The sequence below is a fragment of the Williamsia sp. CHRR-6 genome (assembly GCF_018474015.1).
Lineage (GTDB): Bacteria > Actinomycetota > Actinomycetes > Mycobacteriales > Mycobacteriaceae > Williamsia_A.
The window spans coordinates 709,291-733,468 of the sequence record NZ_JAHCSG010000001.1 but is presented as its reverse complement, the minus strand read 5'-3'; the positions used below and the strand labels follow the sequence as shown (position 1 = coordinate 733,468).

Annotated in this window: 20 protein-coding genes; 13 read left to right on the top strand and 7 right to left on the bottom strand. The window is 67.1% G+C overall.

The window, feature by feature from the left end:
- Positions 1-17: 17 nt before the first annotated feature.
- Positions 18-803: a phytanoyl-CoA dioxygenase family protein gene (locus KIK15_RS03325; protein ID WP_214242690.1), complete on the bottom strand. Its 786-nt coding sequence runs from the start codon at positions 801-803 to the stop codon at positions 18-20.
- 350 nt (positions 804-1,153) lie between these two features.
- Here KIK15_RS03325 and rpsL point away from each other — a divergent pair, with 350 nt between their 5' ends.
- The 6 genes from rpsL to KIK15_RS03295 all read left to right on the top strand — a co-directional run bounded on the left by rpsL (position 1,154) and on the right by KIK15_RS03295 (position 8,435).
- Positions 1,154-1,528, top strand: coding sequence for a 30S ribosomal protein S12 (rpsL, locus tag KIK15_RS03320; RefSeq protein WP_214242689.1), 375 nt, complete (start codon positions 1,154-1,156; stop codon positions 1,526-1,528).
- Positions 1,528-1,998, top strand: coding sequence for a 30S ribosomal protein S7 (rpsG, locus tag KIK15_RS03315; protein WP_214242688.1), 471 nt, complete (start codon positions 1,528-1,530; stop codon positions 1,996-1,998). Before rpsL ends, rpsG begins: the two co-directional genes overlap by 1 nt.
- Before the next feature lie 87 nt (positions 1,999-2,085).
- On the top strand, positions 2,086-4,191 hold the full coding sequence (gene fusA / locus KIK15_RS03310; protein ID WP_214242687.1) for an elongation factor G: 2,106 nt from the start codon (positions 2,086-2,088) through the stop codon (positions 4,189-4,191).
- Between the two features lie 181 nt (positions 4,192-4,372).
- Positions 4,373-5,563: an elongation factor Tu gene (gene tuf, locus KIK15_RS03305; RefSeq protein ID WP_214242686.1), complete on the top strand. Its 1,191-nt coding sequence runs from the start codon at positions 4,373-4,375 to the stop codon at positions 5,561-5,563.
- Positions 5,564-5,805: 242 nt separating this feature from the next.
- A complete protein-coding gene (locus KIK15_RS03300) occupies positions 5,806-6,864 on the top strand; it encodes a HoxN/HupN/NixA family nickel/cobalt transporter (RefSeq protein WP_250324125.1) in 1,059 nt (352 codons plus the stop codon).
- A gap of 65 nt (positions 6,865-6,929) precedes the next feature.
- Positions 6,930-8,435: a carboxylesterase/lipase family protein gene (locus KIK15_RS03295; RefSeq protein WP_214242684.1), complete on the top strand. Its 1,506-nt coding sequence runs from the start codon at positions 6,930-6,932 to the stop codon at positions 8,433-8,435.
- Between the two features lie 19 nt (positions 8,436-8,454).
- On the opposite strand, the gene KIK15_RS03290 is transcribed toward KIK15_RS03295, so the two are convergent.
- Complete coding sequence (locus tag KIK15_RS03290) at positions 8,455-9,372, bottom strand: TauD/TfdA family dioxygenase (RefSeq protein WP_214242683.1); 918 nt, start codon at positions 9,370-9,372, stop codon at positions 8,455-8,457.
- Between the two features lie 113 nt (positions 9,373-9,485).
- Positions 9,486-10,433 carry an oxygenase MpaB family protein gene (locus KIK15_RS03285; RefSeq protein WP_214242682.1) on the bottom strand — a complete coding sequence of 316 codons (948 nt, stop codon included), beginning with the start codon at positions 10,431-10,433 and terminating at the stop codon, positions 9,486-9,488.
- Positions 10,434-10,531: 98 nt separating this feature from the next.
- Between KIK15_RS03285 and KIK15_RS03280 the strand changes: the two genes are divergently transcribed.
- The 4 genes from KIK15_RS03280 (at position 10,532) to KIK15_RS03265 (ending at position 14,496) form a co-directional block, all read left to right on the top strand.
- A complete protein-coding gene (locus tag KIK15_RS03280) occupies positions 10,532-11,506 on the top strand; it encodes an o-succinylbenzoate synthase (RefSeq protein ID WP_214242681.1) in 975 nt (324 codons plus the stop codon).
- 63 nt (positions 11,507-11,569) lie between these two features.
- The gene (locus KIK15_RS03275; RefSeq protein WP_214242680.1) at positions 11,570-12,910 is read left to right on the top strand and encodes a cytochrome P450; all 1,341 of its coding nucleotides are present in this window, start codon (positions 11,570-11,572) and stop codon (positions 12,908-12,910) included.
- Between the two features lie 7 nt (positions 12,911-12,917).
- Entirely contained in the window at positions 12,918-13,532 is a 615-nt protein-coding gene (locus tag KIK15_RS03270; protein WP_250323915.1) for a TetR/AcrR family transcriptional regulator, read from the top strand.
- Between the two features lie 94 nt (positions 13,533-13,626).
- Entirely contained in the window at positions 13,627-14,496 is an 870-nt protein-coding gene (locus KIK15_RS03265) for an SDR family oxidoreductase (RefSeq protein WP_214242679.1), read from the top strand.
- Between the two features lie 123 nt (positions 14,497-14,619).
- On the opposite strand, the gene KIK15_RS03260 is transcribed toward KIK15_RS03265, so the two are convergent.
- Positions 14,620-14,955 carry a response regulator transcription factor gene (locus tag KIK15_RS03260; protein WP_214242678.1) on the bottom strand — a complete coding sequence of 112 codons (336 nt, stop codon included), beginning with the start codon at positions 14,953-14,955 and terminating at the stop codon, positions 14,620-14,622.
- A 159-nt stretch (positions 14,956-15,114) separates the two neighbouring features.
- Between KIK15_RS03260 and KIK15_RS03255 the strand changes: the two genes are divergently transcribed.
- Entirely contained in the window at positions 15,115-18,981 is a 3,867-nt protein-coding gene (locus KIK15_RS03255; protein WP_214242677.1) for a PD40 domain-containing protein, read from the top strand.
- Positions 18,982-19,090: 109 nt separating this feature from the next.
- Complete coding sequence (locus KIK15_RS03250) at positions 19,091-20,281, top strand: NAD(P)/FAD-dependent oxidoreductase (protein WP_214242676.1); 1,191 nt, start codon at positions 19,091-19,093, stop codon at positions 20,279-20,281.
- 33 nt (positions 20,282-20,314) lie between these two features.
- Here the strand turns inward: KIK15_RS03250 and KIK15_RS03245 are convergent, their stop codons facing one another.
- On the bottom strand, positions 20,315-21,421 hold the full coding sequence (locus KIK15_RS03245) for a ferredoxin--NADP reductase (RefSeq protein WP_214242675.1): 1,107 nt from the start codon (positions 21,419-21,421) through the stop codon (positions 20,315-20,317).
- A 101-nt stretch (positions 21,422-21,522) separates the two neighbouring features.
- Complete coding sequence (locus KIK15_RS03240) at positions 21,523-22,635, bottom strand: CaiB/BaiF CoA-transferase family protein (protein ID WP_214242674.1); 1,113 nt, start codon at positions 22,633-22,635, stop codon at positions 21,523-21,525.
- Between the two features lie 141 nt (positions 22,636-22,776).
- Here KIK15_RS03240 and KIK15_RS03235 point away from each other — a divergent pair, with 141 nt between their 5' ends.
- Positions 22,777-23,202 (top strand): PPOX class F420-dependent oxidoreductase, encoded by a 426-nt coding sequence (locus tag KIK15_RS03235; RefSeq protein ID WP_214242673.1) that lies wholly within the window; start codon positions 22,777-22,779, stop codon positions 23,200-23,202.
- Between the two features lies 1 nt (position 23,203).
- Here KIK15_RS03235 and KIK15_RS03230 read toward each other — a convergent pair whose 3' ends face one another.
- Positions 23,204-24,064, bottom strand: coding sequence for a glycosyltransferase family 2 protein (locus KIK15_RS03230; RefSeq protein WP_214242672.1), 861 nt, complete (start codon positions 24,062-24,064; stop codon positions 23,204-23,206).
- Positions 24,065-24,178 lie beyond the last annotated feature (114 nt).

Sequence of the window (24,178 nt, the reverse complement as noted above, 5' to 3'; positions counted from 1 at the left end):
GATGATTTCTGCGCCGGCTATGTGAGCCCTGCGGCGATGGTCCGTTCGACAGGGCTGCTCGGGTGATCGAGATCGAACTGCTCGCTCAGCATCAGACCCGGCTGCGCCAGAAATCGAGGGGACGCGACGCGCCCAGGCGTCCCGCGATGCAGCTGCGCGGCATGGACGAGGAACGGGTGGCACAGGAAGACGTCGCCGGCCGATCCGGTGGCCAGGACCTCGCGACGATCGGCTGTCTCGGTGCGGCCGATGCGGTCGAGGACGTCGGCGAGCTCGAACATGTCGACACCGGCGGGTCCATACGGGGCGAGGTGGCGTGGGACGTCGAGGTGTGAGCCGGCTCGGATGCGGGTGGGCGCGTCGTCGTCGTCGACATCGGAGAGCAAGAACAGCATCAGCAGGCCACGATCGCGTGAGGACACGTTGATGAAGTACCGGCGGGCACCGTCGGGCAGGTAGCTGGCATCGATGTGCCATCCGGTGTCGCTCGAATCGGTGCCGGTGGGAAAACGCACTGCCACGTTGCCGAGTTCGATGCGTCGCTGCCATCGACCCGAGCCCACCAACTGGTCGTAGGCCTCGCTCAGCGCAGTCGCGTGCGCGGCCCGGGTGAAAGGCCTGGTCATCGGGCTGCTGAGCCGTCGGACCGGTTCGGTCCAGGTCGTCGGGTCGGCGGGATCCTCGGCCAGCAGTTCCCACAGCTGCCGACGGCAGTCGTCGATGGTCGCGCGGTCCACCGCGCCCCGGATCGCGACGAATCCGTCCCGCTCGAAATCGGCGATCTGGGTGTCAGAGAGGCTCATGGTCGACCAGTGTCGACCGGGTGAGCCGGACGCGGCAACGTTTTTTGACCTCATCTGGGGCGGTCGGTACAGTTGGCCGCTGGTGCCTGGCAACAGCTGGGCTGATCCGTATGCCATCGATCGCCGGTCTTGTTCCTGCTGGTGTGGGCAGCGTGCGGGTGACGAACCCATCCTCGTGCGGGCAATCGCGACACGCCCGACAGTGGGGTGAACATAGCACTACTGACCAGGGCATTCGTCCTGGTGGGGCGATCTGTGGAGATTCGCCGACCGGACGTGGTCGGTGGGCCTGCCCGGAGCACCAACCACAGAGCCGAACGACGAACGCCGATCTGAAGGAAAAACACTCAGTGCCAACAATCAATCAGCTGGTCCGCAAGGGCCGCCACGACAAGACCGCCAAGCAGAAGACGGCGGCTCTGAAGGGCAGCCCCCAGCGCCGTGGCGTGTGCACCCGCGTGTACACCACCACCCCCAAGAAGCCGAACTCCGCGCTGCGCAAGGTCGCCCGTGTGCGACTGACCAGCTCGGTCGAGGTGACCGCCTACATCCCCGGTGAGGGTCACAACCTGCAGGAGCACTCGATGGTGCTCGTGCGCGGTGGTCGTGTGAAGGACCTCCCAGGTGTGCGCTACAAGGTCATCCGTGGCTCCCTGGACACCCAGGGCGTCAAGGGCCGCAAGCAGGCCCGCAGCCGTTACGGCGCGAAGAAGGAGAAGGGCTGATGCCACGTAAAGGACCCGCCCCCAAGCGCCCGCTGATCGCCGATCCCGTCTACGGTTCGCCGCTGGTCACCCAGCTGGTGAACAAGATCCTCCTCGACGGCAAGAAGTCGACCGCCGAGCGGATTGTCTACCAGGCACTCGAGCAGGCGCGTGAGAAGACCGGCACCGATCCGGTCGTCACCCTCAAGCGCGCGCTGGACAACGTCAAGCCCGCCCTCGAGGTGAAGAGCCGCCGCGTCGGTGGCGCCACCTACCAGGTGCCGATCGAGGTCAAGCCCAACCGGGCCAACACCCTAGCGCTGCGCTGGTTGGTGACGTTCAGCCGTCAGCGTCGTGAGAAGACCATGGTCGAGCGTCTGGCCAACGAACTGCTCGACGCGAGCAACGGCCTTGGTGCTGCCGTGAAGCGCCGCGAGGACACCCACAAGATGGCTGAGGCCAACCGGGCGTTCGCGCACTACCGCTGGTGATCTCCCCGGTCTGCGGGCGGCCCGACCGGCGGCCCGCAGACCGACCCCAATCCTGACGTTCCAACGCGAAAGAGCGAGGCACACAAAGTGGCACAGGACGTGCTGACCGACCTCAACAAGGTCCGCAACATCGGCATCATGGCCCACATCGACGCCGGCAAGACCACCACCACCGAGCGAATCCTGTTCTACACCGGTATCTCGTACAAGATCGGTGAGGTCCACGACGGCGCAGCCACGATGGACTGGATGGAGCAGGAGCAGGAGCGGGGTATCACCATCACCTCTGCTGCCACGACGTGCTTCTGGAACGACAACCAGATCAACATCATCGACACTCCCGGCCACGTCGACTTCACCGTCGAGGTCGAGCGCTCGCTGCGCGTCCTCGACGGCGCGGTCGCGGTGTTCGACGGCAAGGAAGGCGTCGAGCCGCAGTCCGAGCAGGTGTGGCGTCAGGCCGACAAGTACGACGTGCCGCGTATCTGCTTCGTCAACAAGATGGACAAGCTGGGCGCGGACTTCTACTTCACCGTGCAGACCATCAAGGACCGCCTCGGGGCCAAGCCGCTGGTCATCCAGCTGCCGATCGGTGCCGAGGACAGCTTCGAGGGCATCGTCGACCTGGTCGAGATGAAGGCCAAGGTCTGGACCGGTGAGACCAAGCTGGGCGAGAAGTACGAGGTCAAGGAGATTCCCGCCGACCTCGTCGAGAAGGCCGAGCAGTACCGCCAGGAGCTGATGGAGACCGTCGCCGAGTCCGACGAAGCGCTGCTGGAGAAGTTCTTCGGTGGCGAGGAGCTCTCGATCGAAGAGATCAAGGGCGCCATCCGCAAGCTGACGGTCGGCTCTGAGCTGTACCCGATCCTGTGCGGTTCGGCGTTCAAGAACAAGGGCGTGCAGCCCATGCTCGACGCCGTGATCGACTACCTGCCCTCGCCGCTCGACGTCGCCGAGACCGTCGGCCACGCCGTCGGTGACGAGGACAAGCAGATCATCCGCAAGCCGTCGGCCGACGAGCCGTTCGCGGCGTTGGCGTTCAAGATCGCCTCGCATCCGTTCTTCGGCAAGCTGACCTACGTGCGTGTGTACTCGGGCAAGGTCGACTCCGGCGCCCAGGTCATCAACTCGACGAAGGGCAAGAAGGAGCGTCTGGGCAAGCTGTTCCAGATGCACTCCAACAAGGAGAACGCGGTTCCCACCGCGTCGGCTGGTCACATCTACGCCGTGATCGGGCTCAAGGACACCACCACCGGCGACACCCTGTGCGATCCGCAGGATCAGGTGATCCTGGAGTCGATGACCTTCCCGGACCCGGTCATCCAGGTCTCCATCGAGCCCAAGACCAAGTCCGACCAGGAAAAGCTGGGCACCGCGATCCAGAAGCTGGCCGAAGAGGATCCCACCTTCTCGGTGAAGCTGGACGAGGACACCGGCCAGACCGTCATCGGCGGTATGGGCGAGCTGCACCTGGACATCCTGGTCGACCGGATGAAGCGCGAGTTCAAGGTCGAGGCCAACGTCGGCAAGCCGCAGGTGGCCTACCGCGAGACCATCCGCAAGACGGTGGAGAAGCACGAGTACACCCACAAGAAGCAGACGGGTGGATCGGGCCAGTTCGCCAAGGTCGTCGTCAAGCTCGAGCCGTTGGTCGACGCCGAGGACGGCGCCACCTACGAGTTCACCAATGCCGTGACCGGTGGTCGCGTGCCGCGTGAGTACATCCCGTCGGTGGATGCCGGTGCCCAGGACGCCATGCAGTACGGCGTGCTGGCCGGCTACCCGCTGGTGAACCTGAAGTTCACCCTGCTCGATGGCCAGTATCACGACGTCGACTCCTCGGAGATGGCGTTCAAGATCGCCGGTGCGCAGGCCCTCAAGGAGTCGGCGCGGATGGCCGGACCGGTCATCCTCGAGCCGATCATGGCCGTCGAGGTCATCACCCCCGAGGACTACATGGGTGATGTGATCGGTGACCTGAACTCACGCCGTGGTCAGATCCAGGCCATGGAAGAGCGCAGCGGTGCTCGTGTCGTCAAGGCGCAGGTCCCGCTGTCGGAGATGTTCGGCTACATCGGAGACCTTCGGTCGAAGACCCAGGGCCGGGCGAACTACTCCATGGTGTTCGATTCGTATGCCGAGGTTCCGGCGAACGTCTCGAAGGAGATCATCGCGAAGGCGACGGGCGAGTGAGCATCGTAGGACGCGCCAGCGTCCGAGGAGCGGAGCGAGTCCGGAGTCGAGCCAACTGCATCGCGAAGGCGACGGGCGAGTGATCACGCCGTTCACGGCGCCTGCCGTGAACGGCACTGCAAGTATCAAACTTTGCGGCTGAGAAGGCCTCAGGCGCAACAACAGTCCAGGAGGACATCAAGTGGGTAAGGCGAAGTTCGAGCGGACCAAGCCGCACGTCAACATCGGCACCATCGGTCACGTCGATCACGGCAAGACCACCCTGACCGCGGCCATCACCAAGGTTCTGCACGACAAGTACCCGGACCTCAACGCCGCGTTCGCGTTCGACCAGATCGACAAGGCGCCGGAGGAGAAGGCTCGTGGTATCACGATCAACATCTCCCACGTCGAGTACCAGACCGAGAAGCGTCACTACGCGCACGTCGACGCCCCCGGTCACGCCGACTACATCAAGAACATGATCACCGGTGCCGCCCAGATGGACGGCGCGATCCTGGTCGTGGCGGCCACCGACGGCCCGATGCCCCAGACTCGTGAGCACGTGCTGCTGGCCCGCCAGGTCGGCGTGCCCTACATCCTGGTCGCGCTGAACAAGGCCGACATGGTCGACGACGAGGAGATCATCGAGCTCGTCGAGATGGAGGTCCGCGAGTTGCTGGCCGCCCAGGAGTTCGACGAGGACGCCCCGGTGGTCAAGGTGTCGGCCCTCAAGGCCCTCGAGGGTGACGAAAAGTGGGCCGAGTCGATCGTCGAGCTGATGGCTGCGGTGGACGAGTCGGTGCCGGATCCGGTCCGCGAGACCGAGAAGCCCTTCCTGATGCCCGTCGAGGACGTCTTCACCATCACCGGCCGTGGCACCGTGGTCACCGGTCGCGTGGAGCGTGGCTCGGTCAACGTGAACGAGGACGTCGAGATCGTCGGCATCCGCGAGAAGTCCACCAAGACCACCGTCACCGGTATCGAGATGTTCCACAAGCTGCTCGACTCGGCCGAGGCCGGCGACAACGCTGGTCTGCTGCTGCGTGGCCTCAAGCGTGAGGACGTGGAGCGTGGCCAGGTCATCGTGAAGCCCGGCACCACCACCCCGCACACCGAGTTCGAGGGCCAGGCGTACATCCTGAGCAAGGACGAGGGTGGTCGTCACACCCCGTTCTTCAACAACTACCGTCCGCAGTTCTACTTCCGCACCACGGACGTGACCGGCGTCGTGACCCTGCCCGAGGGCACCGAGATGGTCATGCCGGGCGACAACACCGAGATGAGCGTCAAGCTGATCCAGCCGGTCGCCATGGACGAGGGCCTGCGCTTCGCGATCCGTGAGGGTGGCCGCACCGTCGGTGCCGGCCGCGTCACCAAGATCAACAAGTGACTTCAGGTCCGCTAGCGCGGACCTGAGTCACGGATCAACACGTGACGCTGCTCGACACGTGACACCTCCCGCGCCCAGCGGGAACGCACCACCGAGAACGCCCGATCCCTGTCGAGGGGTCGGGCGTTCTCGCGTGCGGGGAGTCGCCGACGCGCATGGCTCGGTCGCGTCGAATATCGTCGACAGCCGTGACCTTCACCGATCGAACCGATTCGCCGACGGCGCTGGTGCGCCGTGCCGAGATGCCGCGCCTTCTCGGCATCGCCGCGGTGTTGGTGGTGCTGCATGTGCTCGGGTGGGGACTGTTCACCCACTACAACTCCATCCCACGCATCCATTCCCTCACCGGCCCCGACGGCAGCCTGGTCTACGCCGGAGCCGGGGCGTTGGCGTATGCGCTGGGGATGCGACACGCGTTCGACGCCGATCACATCGCCGCCATCGACGACACCACGCGATTTCTGCTGCAGAAGGGCAAGCGCCCGTTGTCGGTGGGATTGTTCTTCTCCCTTGGACATTCGACGGTGGTGCTGGTGTTCGTCGCCGCCATCGCGCTGGTCGCCGCGAAAGCCACCGCGTTTGCCGACGTGTTCGCCGGTCCGGGCGGGATCATCGGGACGCTGGTGTCGGGGATGTTTCTGTACGTGATCGCCGCGCTGAACGTGGCGGTGCTGCTCGGGATCATCCGGGTGTGGCGGCGTGCTGCGCGCGGGGAGTTCACCGACGACTCCCTGGACGAGGTGTTGGCCAAGCGGGGCCTGATGAACCGGCTGTTGCGGGGCCGCTACGCGGCAGTGATCAACCATTCCTGGCAGATGTACCCGTTGGGGTTGCTGTTCGGGTTGGGGTTCGATACCGCCACCCAGGTGGGTCTGCTCGCGATCGCCGGGACCTCGGCCATCGCCGGTGGGTTACCGCCCGCAGCGATCATCGCATTGCCGATCCTGTTCGCAGCAGGCATGACGCTGATGGACACCGTTGACGGGGTGTTCATGGCCAAGGCCTACGGATGGGCCTTCGTCACCCCGGCGCGCAAGATCTTTTACAACATCACCATGACCGGGCTGTCGGTCTTCGTCGCCTTCGTCATCGGCACCCTGCAGCTGCTGTCCCTGCTGAGCGACGAGCTCGGCCTGAGCGGCGGCCTGTGGGACGTGGTGGCGGCGATCGACCTCGAGCGGATCGGCATGGTTGTGGTCGCAGTGTTCGTGGCCGTGTGGATCACGGCGCTGGTCTACTACCGCGTGGCCCGCGTCGACGATCGTTTCAGCGAGCATCGGGTCGCGCCGCCCGCGACCTGATCGTCGGTGGCACAGTGGATTCCACTACCGGACGTCCACCACCGGAAATCCAGGAACGGGGAGCCATGAACGATCAGTCAGCGCTGGTGCGCACCGACCGCGGGCTGGTGCGGGGTACGACGGTGTCCACGCGCAGCGGCGCGGTCCACGCGTTTCTCGGCATCCCGTTTGCCGGTGGCCTGCGCGGGCCGAGCCGGTTCGCCGCGCCGAGCACGGTGTCGCCGTGGGACGGCGAGCGTCCCGCGGTGCAGCACGGGCCCACCCCGATCCAATCACCCTATGCACGGCCGACTTCGGCGTTGCTGGACAGCGTGATCGTGCCCGGCGCGGACGCGTTGAACCTGTCGGTGTGGACGCCCGATCCGGGGGCCAACCGCCTGCCGGTGATGGTGTGGATCCACGGCGGGGCCTTTGTGCGGGGCACTCATCGGCTGCCCACCTATGACGGCACCGCGTTCGCGCGTGACGGTGTGGTGTTGGTGGGCATCAACTATCGGTTGGGGGTCACCGGGTTCCTCTCGGTCGACGGCGCGCCGGACAACCGCGGTCTGCTCGACCAGATCGCGGCGCTGCGGTGGGTGCAGACCAACATCGCCGCATTCGGCGGTGACCCCGATCGGGTGACGGTGTTCGGTGAATCGGCCGGCGCGATGAGCATCGCCGCACTGCTCGCGTCACCTGCCGCGCAGGGACTGTTCGCTCGGGCAATCTTGCAGAGCGGCAACGCTGTTGCCGCTGCCGAGCAGGCCGATGCGCGGCTGGTGACGGCGGAGTATGCGCGGGTGTTGGGCGTGGAACCGACCGCGGAGGCGCTGGGAGCCGTCTCCGATGACGACCTGCTGCAGGCGCAGGACCGGTTGGCGTTGGCCGTGGTCGGGGGACCGGAGCCGTCGCGCTGGGGTGCCACGGTCATCGCGCGCGGTCTGGGAGTGATGAGTCAGTTCCCGACCATCGACGCAGATGTGCTGCCCACTGTGCCGATCGACGGGATCACGTCCACCTCGGTGGACATCCTGGCCGGTACCACGCGTGAGGAGTTCCGCTTCTTCCTGGTGCCTACCGGGCTGGCCGGGATGGTGACCGCGGAGATGATGCCGATGCTGCTGGCGCGCTTCGGGGTGGACCCGGCGGTTGTTGCGACGTACCGGCGCAATCGACCCGCCGCCACCGAGGGTGACGTGCTGTGCGCGTTGCTCACCGATCACGCCTTCCGGTCACCCACCGCGCAGTTGGTCGACATGGTGGCCCGCAGCCGGACTGCGCGCGCCTGGCAGTACGAGTTTGCCTGGCGCACAACGGTGTCTGATCTGGGGTCCTGCCACGCGCTGGAGCTGCCGTTCGTATTCGACACCCTGGGCGGTTCGGCGAAGTTCACCGGCGAGAACCCACCGCAGGTGTTGGCCGACGAGATGCACTCGACGTGGGTGCGTTTCGCCACCGACGGAGAACCCGGTTGGGCGCCGGTGGGATCGGTCCGCCCGGTCAGGGTGTTCGGCGACCCAGATCCCGGTGCGCCCACGATTGCGATCGACCCGCGCGCCGACGAGCTGGGGCTCAGTTCGGTCCGCTGAGGTGTGGCCGATCCCCGCGTCAGACGGCGACGAGGTGCGGGGTCTCGATGGGGGAGTAGTGCGTGGCGTCGCCTGCGATCACTCGACTCGACTCGCCCTGCAGGCTCACCGGGACGTCGCCGGCCAGAGTCACCCGTTCCAGGCGTCGGTACTGATCGTCCCAGTCGGCGATCGCGTAGTGCTGGGTGGCACGGTTGTCCCAGATCGCGACGTCGCCCAGTGACCATTGCCAGCGCACGGTGTGCTCCAACCGGGTGATGCGATCCTGCAGCAGGTTGAACAGCGTCTGTGACTCCTTGGTGGAGTAGCCGACGAAGTTCTTGACGAAATGGCCGAGAAGCAGTGTGCGCTTACCGGTTTCGGGATGGATGCGCACCACCGGGTGCTGCACCTCGTAGTAGGACGACTCGAATTCCCGCCGGTAGGCCGCGTTCTTCGGGTTGGTGTGGTCCTCGGCGGTGGCGGCGTAGTCGTAGAGGTTGGTGTGGGTGGCCCACAGGTTGTCCACCAGCAGACGCAGGCCCACCGGCAGCGACTCGTAGGCGGCCACCTGTGATGCCCACGTGGTGTTGCCACCGTATTCAGGCAGCGCCACCGAGCGCAGAATGGACGCCTTGGGAATCCGGTCGACGAACGTGACATCGGAGTGCCAGCTGTTGGCTTTGCTGTGCTCGGAGTCGATGGCCAGGGTGCGGGTGCCCTGCGAGGTGACCGTGGGGTGCGGGGTGGTGGGCGTACCCAGCCGGGCCGCGAACTCGTACTGGGCCTCGTCGTCGAGGTGCTGCTGATCGCGGAAGAAGATCACCCCGTGGGTGAGCAGGGCACGACGGATGAACTCGACCGATCCGGTGTCGAGGTCGCCACCGAGCCGGATCCCGTCGACGCGGGCACCGATATGGGCGCCGAGTTTGGTGACGGTGGGGGTCTGCGTGAACATGTCAGGGGCCTTTCGATGTCAGCATGCGACGGTGCGTTCAACGACACCACCGCTGCTCGTCGACCTCAACGGTTCAATTCGTGGTGATTGCAAGCCATCTCGACCCTGAATACTCAGGTGGTGCGATTGTGCAATCGGCGTGGATCCACCCCGGCGGCCACCCAGGCCTCATGCGCCCACGGGGTGTACAACACCGCCAGGGGTAGCCGGTGGAACAGCGGGTTGGCTAGTCGCATCGCGGCGGCGAAACGATCGAAACGTTTCTGGCGCTTGGCATTCCATGGCAGATCGCAGACATCGCGCATCTCCTGCGGAACGGTGCCCACGATCACGGTGCGGATGAACTCGTTGAGCGGTGCCGAGAGCACGGCCCAGACCGGCGCGGGAATCCGTCGAGGCCGAGGTACACCCTTGCGGATGTATCCGGTGGCATACACCACGGTCTTGTGCGGGACGAAGCGCTGACACATGGAGTCGAAGTAGTCGCAGAACTCGTCGTAGGTCGCCGGCTGGTCCCGGGCGCTGATGCCGTAGCGGGCGTACCAGGTCTTGCTCTCGTCGAAGATCTGGCACTTCTCCGCGTACGACAGCCGCCGGATGAAAGTGTCGGTCACGAAGATCAGCGTTTCGACGAAAGTCGCATGCGCCCAGTAGTACAGCTCGGGATTGAGCGCGTGATACCGCGATCCGTCGCTGATGGTGCCCTTGATGTCGCGGTGGAAATCGCGCACGGTGTGACCCCAGTCGGTGTCGTCGGCCCCATAGACGGTTTTCATGATCGGCGGTCCGGTGCGTTTGGCCCGCCCGATGAAGTCGTCGAAGATCACCGAGTGGTCCAGCACGCCCTGGCCCAGCTGTTCGATGCAGTTCTCGGTGCCTGCGGCCCGCTGAAATCCCAGTATTCCGCGTACGTCGCCGAAGAACTTCCAGGTCAACGATTCTGGTCCCAGTGGTGCTCCGCTCCTTTGCGGGGACATGTCGATGACCGGTTGCGCCTCACGGATCCGCGTGTCGAAGTCGGGTCGCCCAGTCGGTGGAGTGGTCTCGATACTCTCGGACATCGGTGATTCCTCCGAATCGTGTGAGACGGTGCGGATCACCGTCTCACGAGCATCCGGAGCCCGCAATCGCGGTGGCCGGCAACCCACACGGAGGTTCGATGCGACTGCCCGCACTCGCGGAGATCCTCGATTCGGCCATCGTGGTCGCACTGCCCATGCGCGAACGGTTCCGAGGCATCACGGTGCGTGAGTCGATGATCTTCGCCGGTCCCGCCGGGTGGGGCGAGTTCGGGCCGTTCGTCGAATACGACGACGCCGAGGCAGCTTGGTGGCTGGCAGCGGGAATCGAGGCCGCCTACCTCGGACCGCCCGCGGCCGTGCGCGAGAGTGTGGCGGTCAACGCCACCGTCCCGGCCGTCCCGGCCGCCGATGTGGCGGCCATCCTGGCGCGGTTTCCCGGCGCGCACACAGCCAAGGTGAAGGTGGCTGAACCCGGCGACACCCTCGACGACGAGGTGGCGCGGGTGGCCGCGGTGCGCGAGCTGGTACCCACGGTCCGGGTGGATGCGAACGGCAAATGGTCTGTGGCGCAGGCGATCCGGGCCATCGCCGCACTCGGCGAGCTGGAGTACGTCGAGCAGCCATGTGCCACCGTGGCGGAGTTGGCGCAGGTGCGGGCGGCGGTGTCGGTGCCGATCGCCGCCGACGAGAGCATCCGCCGCGCCGAGGATCCGCTGCGCGTGGTGCGAGCAGGCGCGGCCGACGTCGCGGTGCTCAAGGTGGCACCGCTGGGTGGGATGCGGCGGGTGTTGTGGCTGGCGCAGGAGACAGGGCTGCCGGTCGTCGTCTCCAGTGCCCTCGACACCGCGGTCGGGTTGTCGGCGGGCGTCGCCACCGCCGCAGCGCTACCCGCTCAGCCGCCGGCGTGCGGGCTGGGCACCGGCAGCATGTTCGTCACCGATGTGGCCGAGCCGTTCGCCGTGGTCAGCGGGCATCTCGTCCCGCGTCTGGTCCGTCCCGACGGTCGGGCGCCGCTGGCGTCGCGGGCGCGACGACGGTGGTGGGTCCACCGCCTCGAACGGGTCCACGCCCTGCTGGTCGACGGCCACCCGGCGGCCCGCCATGTGACGTAGTAGACATTTTCGCGCCTCAAAGATACGGTTACCGGCATCTGTTCCAATGGAGGGTGAACCGAGATGACCACAACCGCTTTCTCCCAGATTCCGGTCGGCAGCGAGCTCAAGGAAATCCCGATCTCGAGCAAACCGGGGATCGTCGAGGTCCTCAGCTCGCGGCGGGACCCGCTGGCATTTGAACGCAAGCGGATCGCGCAGCTGGGTCCGGTGTCGGGGTATCACGCATTCGGGCGGACATGGGTGGTCCCGTCGGGACCCGAGGCGGCCGAAGAGATCCTGATGAACAAGAAGAAGACCTTCGCCAACGGGCCGGCCTGGACCTATCTCATCGGGCCGTTCTTCAATCGGGGCGTCATGCTGCTCGACTTCGAGGAGCACCGCAGCCATCGACTGATCCTGCAGCAAGCATTCAACCCGGCGGTGCTGCGCAAGTACATGGACCTCATGCAGCCGATGATCGCCGAGCGGATGGCCGCCTTCCCGACCGGAAAGGTAGACCTGTTCAAGGAGTTCAAGGCACTCACCCTCGACGTGGCCCTGGAGGTGTTCCTCGGTCTCGAACTGCCCAAGGCCGAGGCGGATCGCATCAACAAGGCATTCCTGGAGACGGTGCAGGCCGGCGTCGCGGTGATCCGCAAACCGGTGCCAGGGACCCGGTGGTGGAAGGGCCTGCGTTCGCGCAAGATCCTCGAGGAGTTCTTCTACGCCCACATCCCGGCCAAGCGGGCCACCAAGACCGATGATCTCTTCTCGGTCCTGTGTCACGCGGAAAGCGATGAGGGACAGACGTTTTCCGATGAAGACGTGGTCAATCACATGATCTTCGTGCTGATGGCCGCTCATGACACCTCGACCATCTCGATGACCCAGATGTGCTACCGGATGGCCACTCATCCGCAGTGGCAGCAACGGGCCCACGACCAGTCGATGCAGCTCGACGCGACGCTGAGCTACGACGACCTCGGCGCGCTGACCGACCTCGACGTCATCTTCAAGGAGTCGCTGCGCATGTGCACCCCGGTGCCTGCGCATCCGCGGATGGCCATCGAGGACACCGAGGTGTCGGGATACTTCGTGCCCAAGGGCACGATGATCACCGTCCCGGTGTACGCCAACCACTACGACGAGACCGTCTACACCGACCCGCTGGTCTTCGATCCCAACCGATTTGCCCCGGACCGGGCAGAGGACAAGAAGTTCCGAATGGGCTTTGCGCCGTTCGGTGGTGGCGTGCACAAGTGCATCGGCCTCTACTTCGGTCAGATGGAGATCAAGACCATCATGCATCACCTCGTGCGCGACTACGAGTGGTCGGTACCCGAGGGCTACGTACTCCCGATGAACTACGCGTCGCTGCCCATTCCCAAGCGTGGCTTCCAGGTCACGTTGCGGCACAGGTGATCTCAGGATGAGTGCGGGGCCGATGGTCTCGGCGAGCGGGCGCAAGATCCGCAACACCGCCAGTCCACGGGATCAGGAAGACGCGATCGTCGACGCGGCCGCAGCGGAGTTCACCGAGTTCGGTGTCCGCCGCGCGTCGATCGACGACATCGCGCGGCGCGCGCAGGTCAGTCGCAGCACCCTGTATCGCCGGTTCCCCAACCGCGAGTCGTTGCTGCTGGCGGTGGCCACCCGTCTGTACCTGCGTGGGATGCGGCAGCTCGAAAACGCGATGGTGGGCCTGACGCCGAAAGAGGCTGTGGCCGAGGCGTTTGCGGTGGGTGCGGCGCTGATCGCCTCCGATCCGCTGATGCACCGGCTGGTGGTCGACGACGAGGAGATGCGTTCGGTGATCTCCTCGTCGGTGACAGCGATGTTCATCGACGCGGTGACCGACCGCACGGTGGCCACCCTTCGCTCGCTGGGCGCCACCCGCGCCGACGACGAGCTGCGTGAGGTGGTCGAGTTGATGATCCGGCTCATCATCTCGCTGCTCGAAGTGCCCTCGGGCGATCCCGAGACCAGGGAGCCGGAGTACGTGCGCGGCTACGCCACCCGGTATTTCGCACCGATGGTGTGGTGACCAGCTGGTCGCCACCGGTGTTCGACAGACCCCGGCCCATGCCGGCCCACCCCCGTGCGGATCGGATCCGCACACCTATCGAGGAGAACGACTCATGGCCAACAAGACCGCAGCGGGCAAGGTTCGACAGGACAAGGTCCGCGGCCTGACCATCGCCATCACCGGAGCCGCCCGCGGCATCGGGTTCCAGACCGCCCGCACCCTGCTCGACGCCGGCGCCAACGTGGTCATCGGCGACATCGACGGCGAGGCCGTGGGTAAAGCCAACGCCGACCTCGGTCGCGACGGTTTCGTCGTCGACGTCACCGACCCCACCTCCTTCGAGGCGTTCCTCGATCAGGTGGAGAAGGTGGCCGGCCCGATCGACGTGCTGATCAACAACGCCGGCATCATGCCCACCGGCCCGCTGCTCAACTATGACCTCAACGTGATCAAGCGCAACTTCGACATCGACCTGCTCGGCGTCGTCATCGGAACCCAGCTCGCCGCCAAGCGGATGATCCCGCGCGGAGGTGGCCAGGTGATCAACATCGGTTCGGTGGCGGGTCGATTGTTCGTGCCGGGGCTGACCATCTACAACGGCGCCAAGGCCGGAGTGATCGCGTTCTCCGAATCCGCCGACGCCGAACTGTCGGGCCAGGGAGTCACGATCAAGACCGTCAACCCGACGTTCACCCGCACCGGACTGATCTCGGGCATCAAGACCAACAAGTTCATCCAGACCGTCAGCCCCGAGCAGGTGGCCGCGCAGGTGCTGCGCAGCATCGAGGGCAAGAAGATGCATGCAACTGTGCCCGCCTCGCTGGCGTGGGTGCACGGCAACTCGGTGCTGCCGCGCAAGTTCAAGCGCTCCACCCTCAAGCTCACCGGCACCGACACGATGTTCATGTCCTACGACGAGACCGAACGTGCGGAGTACCTCAAGCGGGTCACCGGCGAGCAGGAACCCACCGGCGCGCCCTGATCCCACCGGCACCCCCGGCACCGTCGGGCGAGCCCCCACAAGCCCACGACGCCCCCCGTACCGAGCAGGTGCGGGGGGCGTCGCGGCTGTCTGATGCGGCGTCGCTCGGGGTCGGCTACGCCCTCACCATTCGTCGAGGGTGGTGTAGCCGTCCTGGATGGCCCGGGCGAACAGGCTGGCCTTCGATCGGGCCGGTCGCGCCGCGGCGCTGTACTTGGCTCGGATCCGGGTGAGGTGGGTGTTGACCGTCGAGGCGCTGATGAACAGCGCGTCGGCGGCCTCGGATTTGGACTCGGCGGCCAGCCAGGCCAGCAGGACCTCCACCTCACGATCGGAGAGGGCAGGCACCCGGGTGGACACCAGATGCAGATTCGCGCCCGATCGAGCACCTGCGCGCGGGTCGCCGCCGGCCGGGATCCGAGCAGATGACGTCGACCCGAGTGGGCGGGCAACTGACATGAGACATTCCTCCATCGACCTTCGTCGCACGCTCGTGCGGTGGTGCCCATAATCTCGGGCAGGACCATCGGCGGCCAGCTAGTTGCCAAGTTTTCGGCAGGTCCATACACAGGTCCATACATTCGGCGCTGTTTGCGCAGCTCAGAGGAGTGCATTGCGATGAGGCCAGACGAGGTCCGCACACATGAGGACCTGGCGCGGGGGCTGACCGAGCTACGCACCGAGGCCGGGTTGTCCATCCGGCAGGTCGCCACCAACGCGGATGCGATCTTCGGGACGGTGTCGGGGTGGTTCTCGGGCAATCACGTGCCGGGAGGGGCCAACCTCGAACCGTTCCGCAGGGTCCTCGCGGTGTGTGGGGTGAGTGATCCGCAGGAGCAGGACGCCTGGGTGTTCGCCGCCGAGGGGGTTCGTCGCCGCAACAACCGCAGGCCCTCGCCGACGGTCACCCCGCCGCCCTACCGTGGTTTCGAGGCTTTCGGGATCGGCGACCGAGACTGGTTCTTCGGACGTGAGGACATCGTGGATCTGGTGGCCGCCACGGTGCTCGAACAGGCCGAGAACCCGACCGCCGCCCTGGTCGACGGACCGAAGGTGCCGGTGGTCACCCTGGTGGGGGCATCCGGTGCGGGCAAGTCGTCGGTGCTGCGTGCTGGATTGCTGTCGCAGACCGGCCTGCCTGGACCGTTCGAACAGTGGCGGCACCTGCTGTTCAGCCCAGGTCGTGACCCGCTGGCGGCGTTCGAGGCGGCGCGCGAGTCGCTGTCGGAGGGCACGGGTCCGGTGATCGTCGCCATCGATCAGCTCGAGGAGCTGTGGACCCAGACATCGGATCGGGTGGTGCGCGGCGCGTTGACCGAGGCCATCATCGCTTTTGCCGACACCGTGCCGCGGCTGGTGGTGGTGACCGCGATCCGCGCGGACTTCTACGGGTCCATCGCGTCGAGCCCGCGACTGACCTACGCCCTGCAGAACGCCCACGTCCTGGTGCCTGCGCTGGGGGAGAAGCAGTTACGTGAGGTGATCACCGCTCCGGCACACAAGGCGGGGTTGGAGTTGGGCGACGGCCTGGTCGACCTGATGCTCGCCGATCTACGTCCCGGGGCCGAGCGTGGTACCGGCACCGGAGCGCTGCCGCTGCTCTCGCATGCCCTGCACGCCACCTGGTCGCGTTCGGATCGGCGTCGCCTGACGGTGGCCGACTACCTCGCCACCGGTGGTATTCGCGGCGCGGTGGAGCAGACAGCCGAACGGGTGTACTCGGGGTTGGACTATGCCGAGAAGGTGGTGGCGCGGCGGCAACTGTTGGCCATGACCCACGTCGACGAGGACTTCGCGTCGCGGCGGCGCGCCGAGCTCGCCGAGTTGGGCATCGAGGGCACCGCCGCCGTCGACGTCGAACGGCTCGACGTGCGGCAACGGCGAGCGGCGCGGGTGGTGAACCTGTTCGCCTCGGCGCGACTGGTCACGGTGTCCGACACCCACGCCGAACTGACCCACGAGGCGCTGCTGAGCGCGTGGCCCCGGCTGGCCGCCTGGATCGACGACGATCGCGGCAACCTGCTGATCCTGCGGCGTCTGCGGGTGGCGCGTGAGATGTGGACCGAGGCCGACGAGACCGACGACCTGTTGCCCCGGGGTGGACGCCTGGACATCTTCACCGATTTCGCCGACGACCCGGTGAACGCCAGCCGCATCCATCCGGCCGACCGGCGGTTCCTGGATCGAGCTCGCGCGCAACAGGATCGCAGCGAGCAGGAGGGGAAACGGCGCAACCGGGTGCTGGGTGCGATCGCACTTCTGGCCACCATCTCGGCGGTGCTGGCGTTGGTGGCCGCAGGGTTCGCCGTCTCAGCCCGCTCGGATGCCCTCGCCCAACGCAACACCGCCGAACAGTTGCGCAAGAACGCGCTCAGCGCCCGCCTGGCGGCGGTGGCCGACCAACAGCGTGCCATCGACCCGGCGCTGTCGGTGCAGCTGGCCATGGTGGCCAACCGCATCGCGCCGACGGAGGAAGCCCGATCCGCGCTCGTCGACAGCAGCGCCGGTCCACTGCCGGTTCGACACCTCACCGCTCCGGGGTCGAGTCGCGTGGCACACAACCGTGACAATTCGTTGCTGGCAGTGGTCAACTCCGACAACAAGATCCGACTGTTCCGTCCCGACTCGCGCAGCAGCGGGCCGGTGAGTGTCTTCGGCGGCGCGCAACCGGACAAGGAGCTCTACGCGGTGTCGTTTGCACCCGATGGCGCCACCCTCTACGTCGCCGGGCAGGCCGAGGTGCAACGCTGGGACATCTCCGATCCGGCTGCGCCGAAACAACTTCCGGGGCCCCCGCCGATCTCGGCGGCAGTGCGTGACCTCGAGGTCGATCCGAGCGGGCAACTGCTGGCGGTGGCCGCCGACACCGTCGGCATCGTCGTCTACCGCATCCCCGCCACGGCGCAGGCCCCGTGGGTTCGGCTGGGGGTGCCTGCCGACGTGGCCGGTGACGGTTCGGCGGTGGCGTTCTCACCCGACGGGCGACGGCTGGCCGGGGCCAGTGGAAAGCAACGGTTCGAGCTCTACGACGTCGCCGGTGACCAACTGCGCGTACTCGCCACGGTTCCGTTGCCAGGATCGAGCAACATCGTCGCGACCGACATCGCCTTTGCGCCGCAGCGCCCCGAGATCGCGGTGGGTCTGAAGTCGCGAGACATGAGGGTCTACGACATCGGTGACCCAGCGCGACCCCGACTCGTCGAGGACTACTCCGATTTCGGCAGCTACGTCAACGCGGTGGACTACAGCCCGGACGGTAGCCACCTACTGGGGGCCAGCTCGGACAACACCGTTCGCGTCGTCGACCGCACGGGCATCGCCGGCCCTCAGGCACTGCGGGCCGGTGCGGTGGTCACCTCGGCGGTCTATGTCGGCGAGCGGATCGCCTCGGTGTCTGAGGACGGGGCCCTGCGTGTCTGGCCGGCCGCGCGACCAGGCGTGCAGTCCGCGGTCGATCAGAGCTTCCAGTTCGCGTTCACCGGCGACGGCACCGCGCTGATCACAGGCAACGCCCGCACCGACGGATCGCTGTCGCAGTGGCGGGTAGGCCCGGGAGCAGACTTGCAGTCGCGCGGGCCATTGCTTTCCGCCCCCGCGGGTACGAAGTTCACGTCCCTGTCGTATTCGGCCGACGGGCGGCTGGCCGTGGTCGGTGGTGTCGACGGTCGGGTCTACTTCGGTGACTACTCCGATCCGACGCGGCCGGTGCTGGCCGGGCCGGGCGTGGCCGCGGTACCCGGCCTGGTGGAGACGGTCGACGTCAGCACCCGATCGAATCTTGCGGTGGCGGCGACCCTGGCCTCGTCGAGCGTCGCGGTACTCGACGTGACCGATCCCAGTCGCCCGACGACCGTCTCGACCGTCGACGTCGGGACGGGCAACGGCCCCGCGTGGGCGGCCATGTCGGCCGATGGGCGCCGGGCGGTCGTGACGACCGATCGCGGCGCGGTCTTGCTGATCGACCTCTCCGATCCTCGCCGACCCCGAATCCTGTTCCGGCAGCAGCTGTTCGCCACCCTTGCCTTGGCCGCCCGGTTCAGTCCCGATCAGCGGTCGCTGGTGGTGTCCTCGGCCACCCGGCAGGTGAAGATCATCGACATCTCCAGACCCACCACGCCGGTGGTCACCAGCGAGATGACCGGACCGTCGAGCACCATCTACGGCGCCACGTTCTCGCGCGACGGTCGACTCGTCGCCGTCGGCGGAGCCGACAATCAGGTGTGGGTGTGGGACGTGAGTCGCCGCGGACATCCGGTGGAGAAGTACCGCCTGCAGGCCTACCCCGGCCGGATCTACGACGTGATGTTCGGGCCCGACGACCGCACCGTGTTGGCCGCCGGTGCCGCCGGGGTCATCCAGTCGTGGGCGCTGGACGCCGAGGCGATCGCCGCCTCGGTGTGCTCGTCGGGCACCGCTGCGATCACCGAGACCGAATGGCAGCGTTACCTGCCCGGGCAGGCCTACGACCCGCCGTGTCGTCGCTGAGGCGGACGCCGACCTGTGGTGGCTGAGGTGGACGCGGAGGTGTTCTCGCGCAGGCGGGACGGTTGCGTAGAGTCGGCCGCAGGTCAGTCGATTGTGAGGAGAAGCGCTCATGGGTAACGCCGTGGTCATCGTCGGAGCCGGGCTGGGTGGCGCACGAGTGGCCGAGAACCTCAGGCTGGCAGGGTTTTCCGATCCGATCACGCTGGTCAGCCGCGAACGTCATGCACCATACGACCGGCCGCCGCTGTCGAAGGCGGTGCTGCGCGGTGACCGCGACATCGTCGAGCTCAAGCCGCAGGGGTGGTACGCAGACAACGACGTGACGTTGCTGCTCGATGCGGAGGTCGTCGACGCTGATGCCGACGCGGGCACCGTCACTCTCGCCTCCGGGACGACCCTCGACTTCGACACCCTGGTGCTGGCCACCGGCCTCGACGCCCGGTATCTCCCCGGCACGCAGCAGGTGCGCGGGGTTCACGTGCTGCGCACCCAGGACGACGCCGTCGCCCTGCGTGAGGCCGCCGGGCCCGGGGTGTCGGCGGTGGTCGTGGGCGCCGGGTTCATCGGTTGCGAGGTGGCCGCCTCACTGCAGTCGTTGGGTACCCAGGTCACCATCGTCGAGCCTGCGCCCACCCCGCTGTATGCCGCGTTGGGTCCGGTGATCGGTTCCCGGGTGGCGCAGCTGCACACCAGTCGGGGAGTGGGGGTGCGTACCGGCGTGGGCATCGAACGCATCGACGTGTCCGACGGGGCGGTCACCGCGGTGGTGCTCGACAACGGCACCACCCTGGCCACCGACCTGGTGGTCGTGGGCATCGGGTCCACTCCGACGACCGCGGTGGCCGAGAAGCTGGGTCTAGAGCTGGCCGACGCCTCGCTGGCCGGTGGGATCGCCTGCGATACACAGGGTCTCACGTCTCGCAAGCACATCTACGCCCTCGGCGACGTGGCCAACTGGGCCCGCGCCGACGGCAGTCGGGTGCGCCGGGTGGAGCACTGGAACCATGTGGTCGAGGAGGCCAAGGTGGTCGCCGACGCCATCGCGGGTACCGATCTGGCTCCGAGTGTGCTTGGGGTGCCGTACTTTTGGACCGATCAGTTCGATCTGAAGATCCAGAGCCTGGGCGATCCGTCGGCCGACGATGAGGTTCATATCGTCGATTCCGACGGGGACAAGTTCCTGGCCTACTTTCACCGCGACGGCGTGCTCACCGGCGTGGTGGGCGGCGGTCGGGCCGGGGCGGTGATGAAGATGCGGGCCACCGTGGCCGCGCGACCACCGATCGCCGATCTGCTCTGATAGTGGCCGGATCAGGCTGTCCTCCGGCCTGATTCAGAACGCGATCTCGATCCGGTCGGCGGTGGGCCGGGCCTGGCAACCCAGGATGTAACCGTCGGCCACGTCGTCGGGGTCCAGCGCCTCACATGCTGTCATCTCCACCGTGCCCGCGCTGATGGTGGCGGTGCACGATCCGCACTCGCCGGCCTGGCAGGAATACGGGACGTCGATCCCTGCGGCGAGCATCACCTCGACCAGCGTCTGGTCGCGCGGCCAGTCGAGCTGGTGCACCGTGCCGTCGAGTTCCACGGCCACTTTCGCGGCGTCGGCCGTGTCAGTCCCGGGGGCGTCAGCGGTGTCGATACCGGGAGTGTCAGTGCCGGTTCCGGTCGTGTCCGATGCCGTCGGGGCCGGGTCGGTGAACGGGTCACCGGTCAGTGACAGGTAGACCTCGGTGTGGATTGCTGCGCGCTCTACGCCGATGTCGGACAACGCCGTTCGGGTCACCTCCATGAACGGGGCCGGTCCGCACAGGAACACCTCGCGGTCGCGGTGAGGCCGTAGCACCGGCGCCAATGCGGCTGCGGTGGGCAGGCCCCGCTGATCGGCCGGCCAGTGCACGACGGTCAGCCGGTCGGGGTTCGCGGCGGTCAGCGCATCGAGTCGGTCGGCGAAGATCACGTCATCGGCGCTGCGGTTGGCGTAGACCATCGTGATCGGCGCGTGGCCCTGGGACAGGGCGGCGGTGAGGATCGACATGATGGGGGTCACCCCGCTGCCCCCGGCGATCAGCAGCAACGGCACGTCGAGATCACGCGGGGTGAACACCCCTGCGGGCGGCAACGACTCGATCTGATCGCCCACACAGATGTTGTCGCACAACCAGTTCGACGCATACCCGCCATCGGTGCGCTTGATGGTGACGGTCGGTCGCGGATCGTCGAACGGCGACGACGACAGCGAATAGCTGCGTGCCACCGATCCCGTGCGTTCGCTGGGGATCCGTAACGTCAAAAACTGTCCGGGTGCGTAACCGAAGCGGTCGATCGCCTCGGTGGGTACCTCGAAGGTGAGCGAGGTGGCCAGGGGGGTCTCGGCGACGACATCGGTGACGGTCAGGATGGCGCTGCGGCGAGAGTGCGTCGGTGCTGTGGTGCTCATCGAGTCCGAGCGTAGCGACAGGGGCGGCGCGTAGCGACTGGGCCGGCGGACAGCCACAGGGCCGACGGGCCGCGTCAGGGACGCGGCGCTCGGCCGTGCGGTCAGACCCAGATGGTGGCCGGGTCGGTGGCCGTGCGTACCGGCGGCGTCGGAGTGCCGGGCACGGTTCGGGAGAACCGTGGTGCCACGGCGGCCTGGGTCACGCCGTCGAGTTCGACGAGGTTGGCTCGTGCAGCCATGTGTGGATGTGTCGGTGCCTCGGCGAAGGTGAGGACCGGGGTGGTGCAGGCGTCGGTGCCGTCGAACACCGCAGCCCACTCGTCGCGGGTGCGGGTGGCGAACGTCGTGGTCAGGATCTGGCGCAGTTCGGGCCAGCGGGCCACGTCATTCTGGCCGGGAAGGTCGGTGTCGGTGAGCCCGAGCCCGTGCACCAGGGCGGCGTAGAACTGCGGCTCGATCGCACCCACCGCCATGTATTTGCCGTCGGAGGTCTCGTACACGTCGTAGTAGGGGGCGCCGGTGTCGAGCATGTTCACCCCGCGGGTGTCGCGCCACATGCCCAGACCACGAAACGCCCACATCATCTGTCCCAGAACCGAAGCGCCGTCGACCATGGCCGCGTCCACCACCTGTCCTGCGCCGGAACGGTTGCGCTCCACCAGCGCCGCGAGCACCCCGAAGACGAGGAACATCGAGCCACCACCGAAGTCCGCGGCCAGGTTCAACGGGGGGACGGGCCGTTCCCCTGCTCGGCCGATCGCGTGCAGCAGGCCGGTCAGCGACAGGTAGTTCATGTCGTGTCCCGCGCGTTGGGCCAGCGGGCCGTCTTGTCCCCACCCGGTCATCCGGCCGTAGATCAGGCCAGGGTTGACCGCCAACAGATCGTCGGGGCCCAGACCGAGGCGCTCCATCACCCCGGGGCGGAATCCCTCGAGGATCACATCGGCCCGAGTCACGAGACCGACGACCTGCTCCCGGTCGGCGGGGGACTTGAGGTCGGCTTCCACGACCGCGAATCGACCACGCAGCAACTGATCTGCCGGGGCGCCGGCGATCGGGAGCGACCCCGCCCGCTGCACCCGCACCACCTGCGCACCCAGGTCGGCAAGGAGCATGGCCGCGTGTGGTCCAGGTCCGATGCCGGCGAACTCGACCACCCTCACCCCCGACAGAGGTCCGGTGCCGGCGGGCTGGGTCGGGTCGGGTTCTGTCACGGGTCACCTCGTTGTCACCGGATCGACCCACCAGGGCCGACGTGTCCTGTCGCCACCCGTCGGTGGCAAGCCGTCGGGCTAGCATCGCATACCTCGACGAAGTACCTGAATCTCGGTTCACAATGCGCTTACGCTGGTCAGATGAGCAGCCTCGACGATCCCGACGTGCGCCGTTTCCTGACCACCGGCACACGAACCGGGCACCTCGCCTTCACCGCGTCCGACGGACGGCCCCTGGTCGCACCCATCTGGTTCGTGCTCGACGGGAACCGGCTGGCGTTCAACACCGGCGCCGACAGCGCCAAAGGCCGCGCCCTGCGGCGCGATCGGCGGGTGGCACTGAGCGTGGATCTGCCCGAGCCGCCGTACGGGTTCGTCCAGGTGCAGGGCATCGCGACCCTCGATGACGACCTCGCCGAGGTCCGTCGCATCGCGACCGCGGCCGGGGGCCGCTACATGGGGGCCGATCGGGCCGAGGAGTTCGGGGCCCGCAACGGGGTGCCCGGTGAGTTGGTCGTGTGGATCGAGCCCACCAAGGTGATCGCCGGGCTGGACGTGTCCGGCTGAGTCAGGGCAGGACGCGGTCGGTCTGGGTGGAGCGCAACCGGAACCGATGTGCCTGCGGGTCCCACAGCCGGAGCGCGGGCCAGCACAGCGCGTGAGCGATGCGGGCGGCAGTCACGCCGATCATCGATCGAACGAAATCGCCTGTGCGACCGTGCATCCGGAAGGTGCGCGGCGTGCGTGCGCTGTAGCGCCAGTAGCTGCGCGGGCTGGTGCACAGCCGCCGACCGGAGATGGTGGCGTCCATGCCGGGGATCAACGCCAGGCGCCAACCGGCGGCTACCACGGTGATCCCGATGTCGAGGTCGTCCTGGATGTCGTTGCGGGTGCTCGTCTTGTCCGCGATGTCGCGCCACGCCTGGGCGCGCATCACGAAGTTCGCGCCGAAAGAGTCGGCCATCTCCGAGAACTCACCCCGCGCGAGTTTCGCCGTCAGCGCCGAGGACATGCGTCGTTGCAGGGCGGCGAAGGGCCGCTGCCAGGGCATGTCGTGCATGGTGCACATCCCGCTTCCGCCGGCCATGTCGGCGGGGGCGACGGCGAAGAACGCCGCGATGTTGTCAGACCAGGCGGGCAGCACCAGGGTGTCGGCGTCGATCTTGGCGATGAGGTCGCCGGTGGCTTCGGCCAGCCCGCGCGCAGCTGCGTGCAATGCGCCCTGCCGCTGCTCGGAGATCAGGTTCACCTGCGGGTGATCGGTCGCGAAGTCCTTGACGATGGTGGCGGTGTCATCGGTGGAGTTGTTGTCCACCACCACGATCTCGTGGATCGGTGCGCGCTGCGCACACAGCTGCTCCAGGCAGCGTTCGATGCTCTGCGCCTCGTTGTAGACGGGGATGACCACCGACAGGGTGTGCATTTTCATGGTCGTTCGAGGCTCTCACCGCCCGTAGGGGGTCGCAACCGCTCGGTGTCACTCGTTCATCTGAACTTCGCCACATCCACCGACCAGCACGTCGGACAATTCAGACGAGATGCG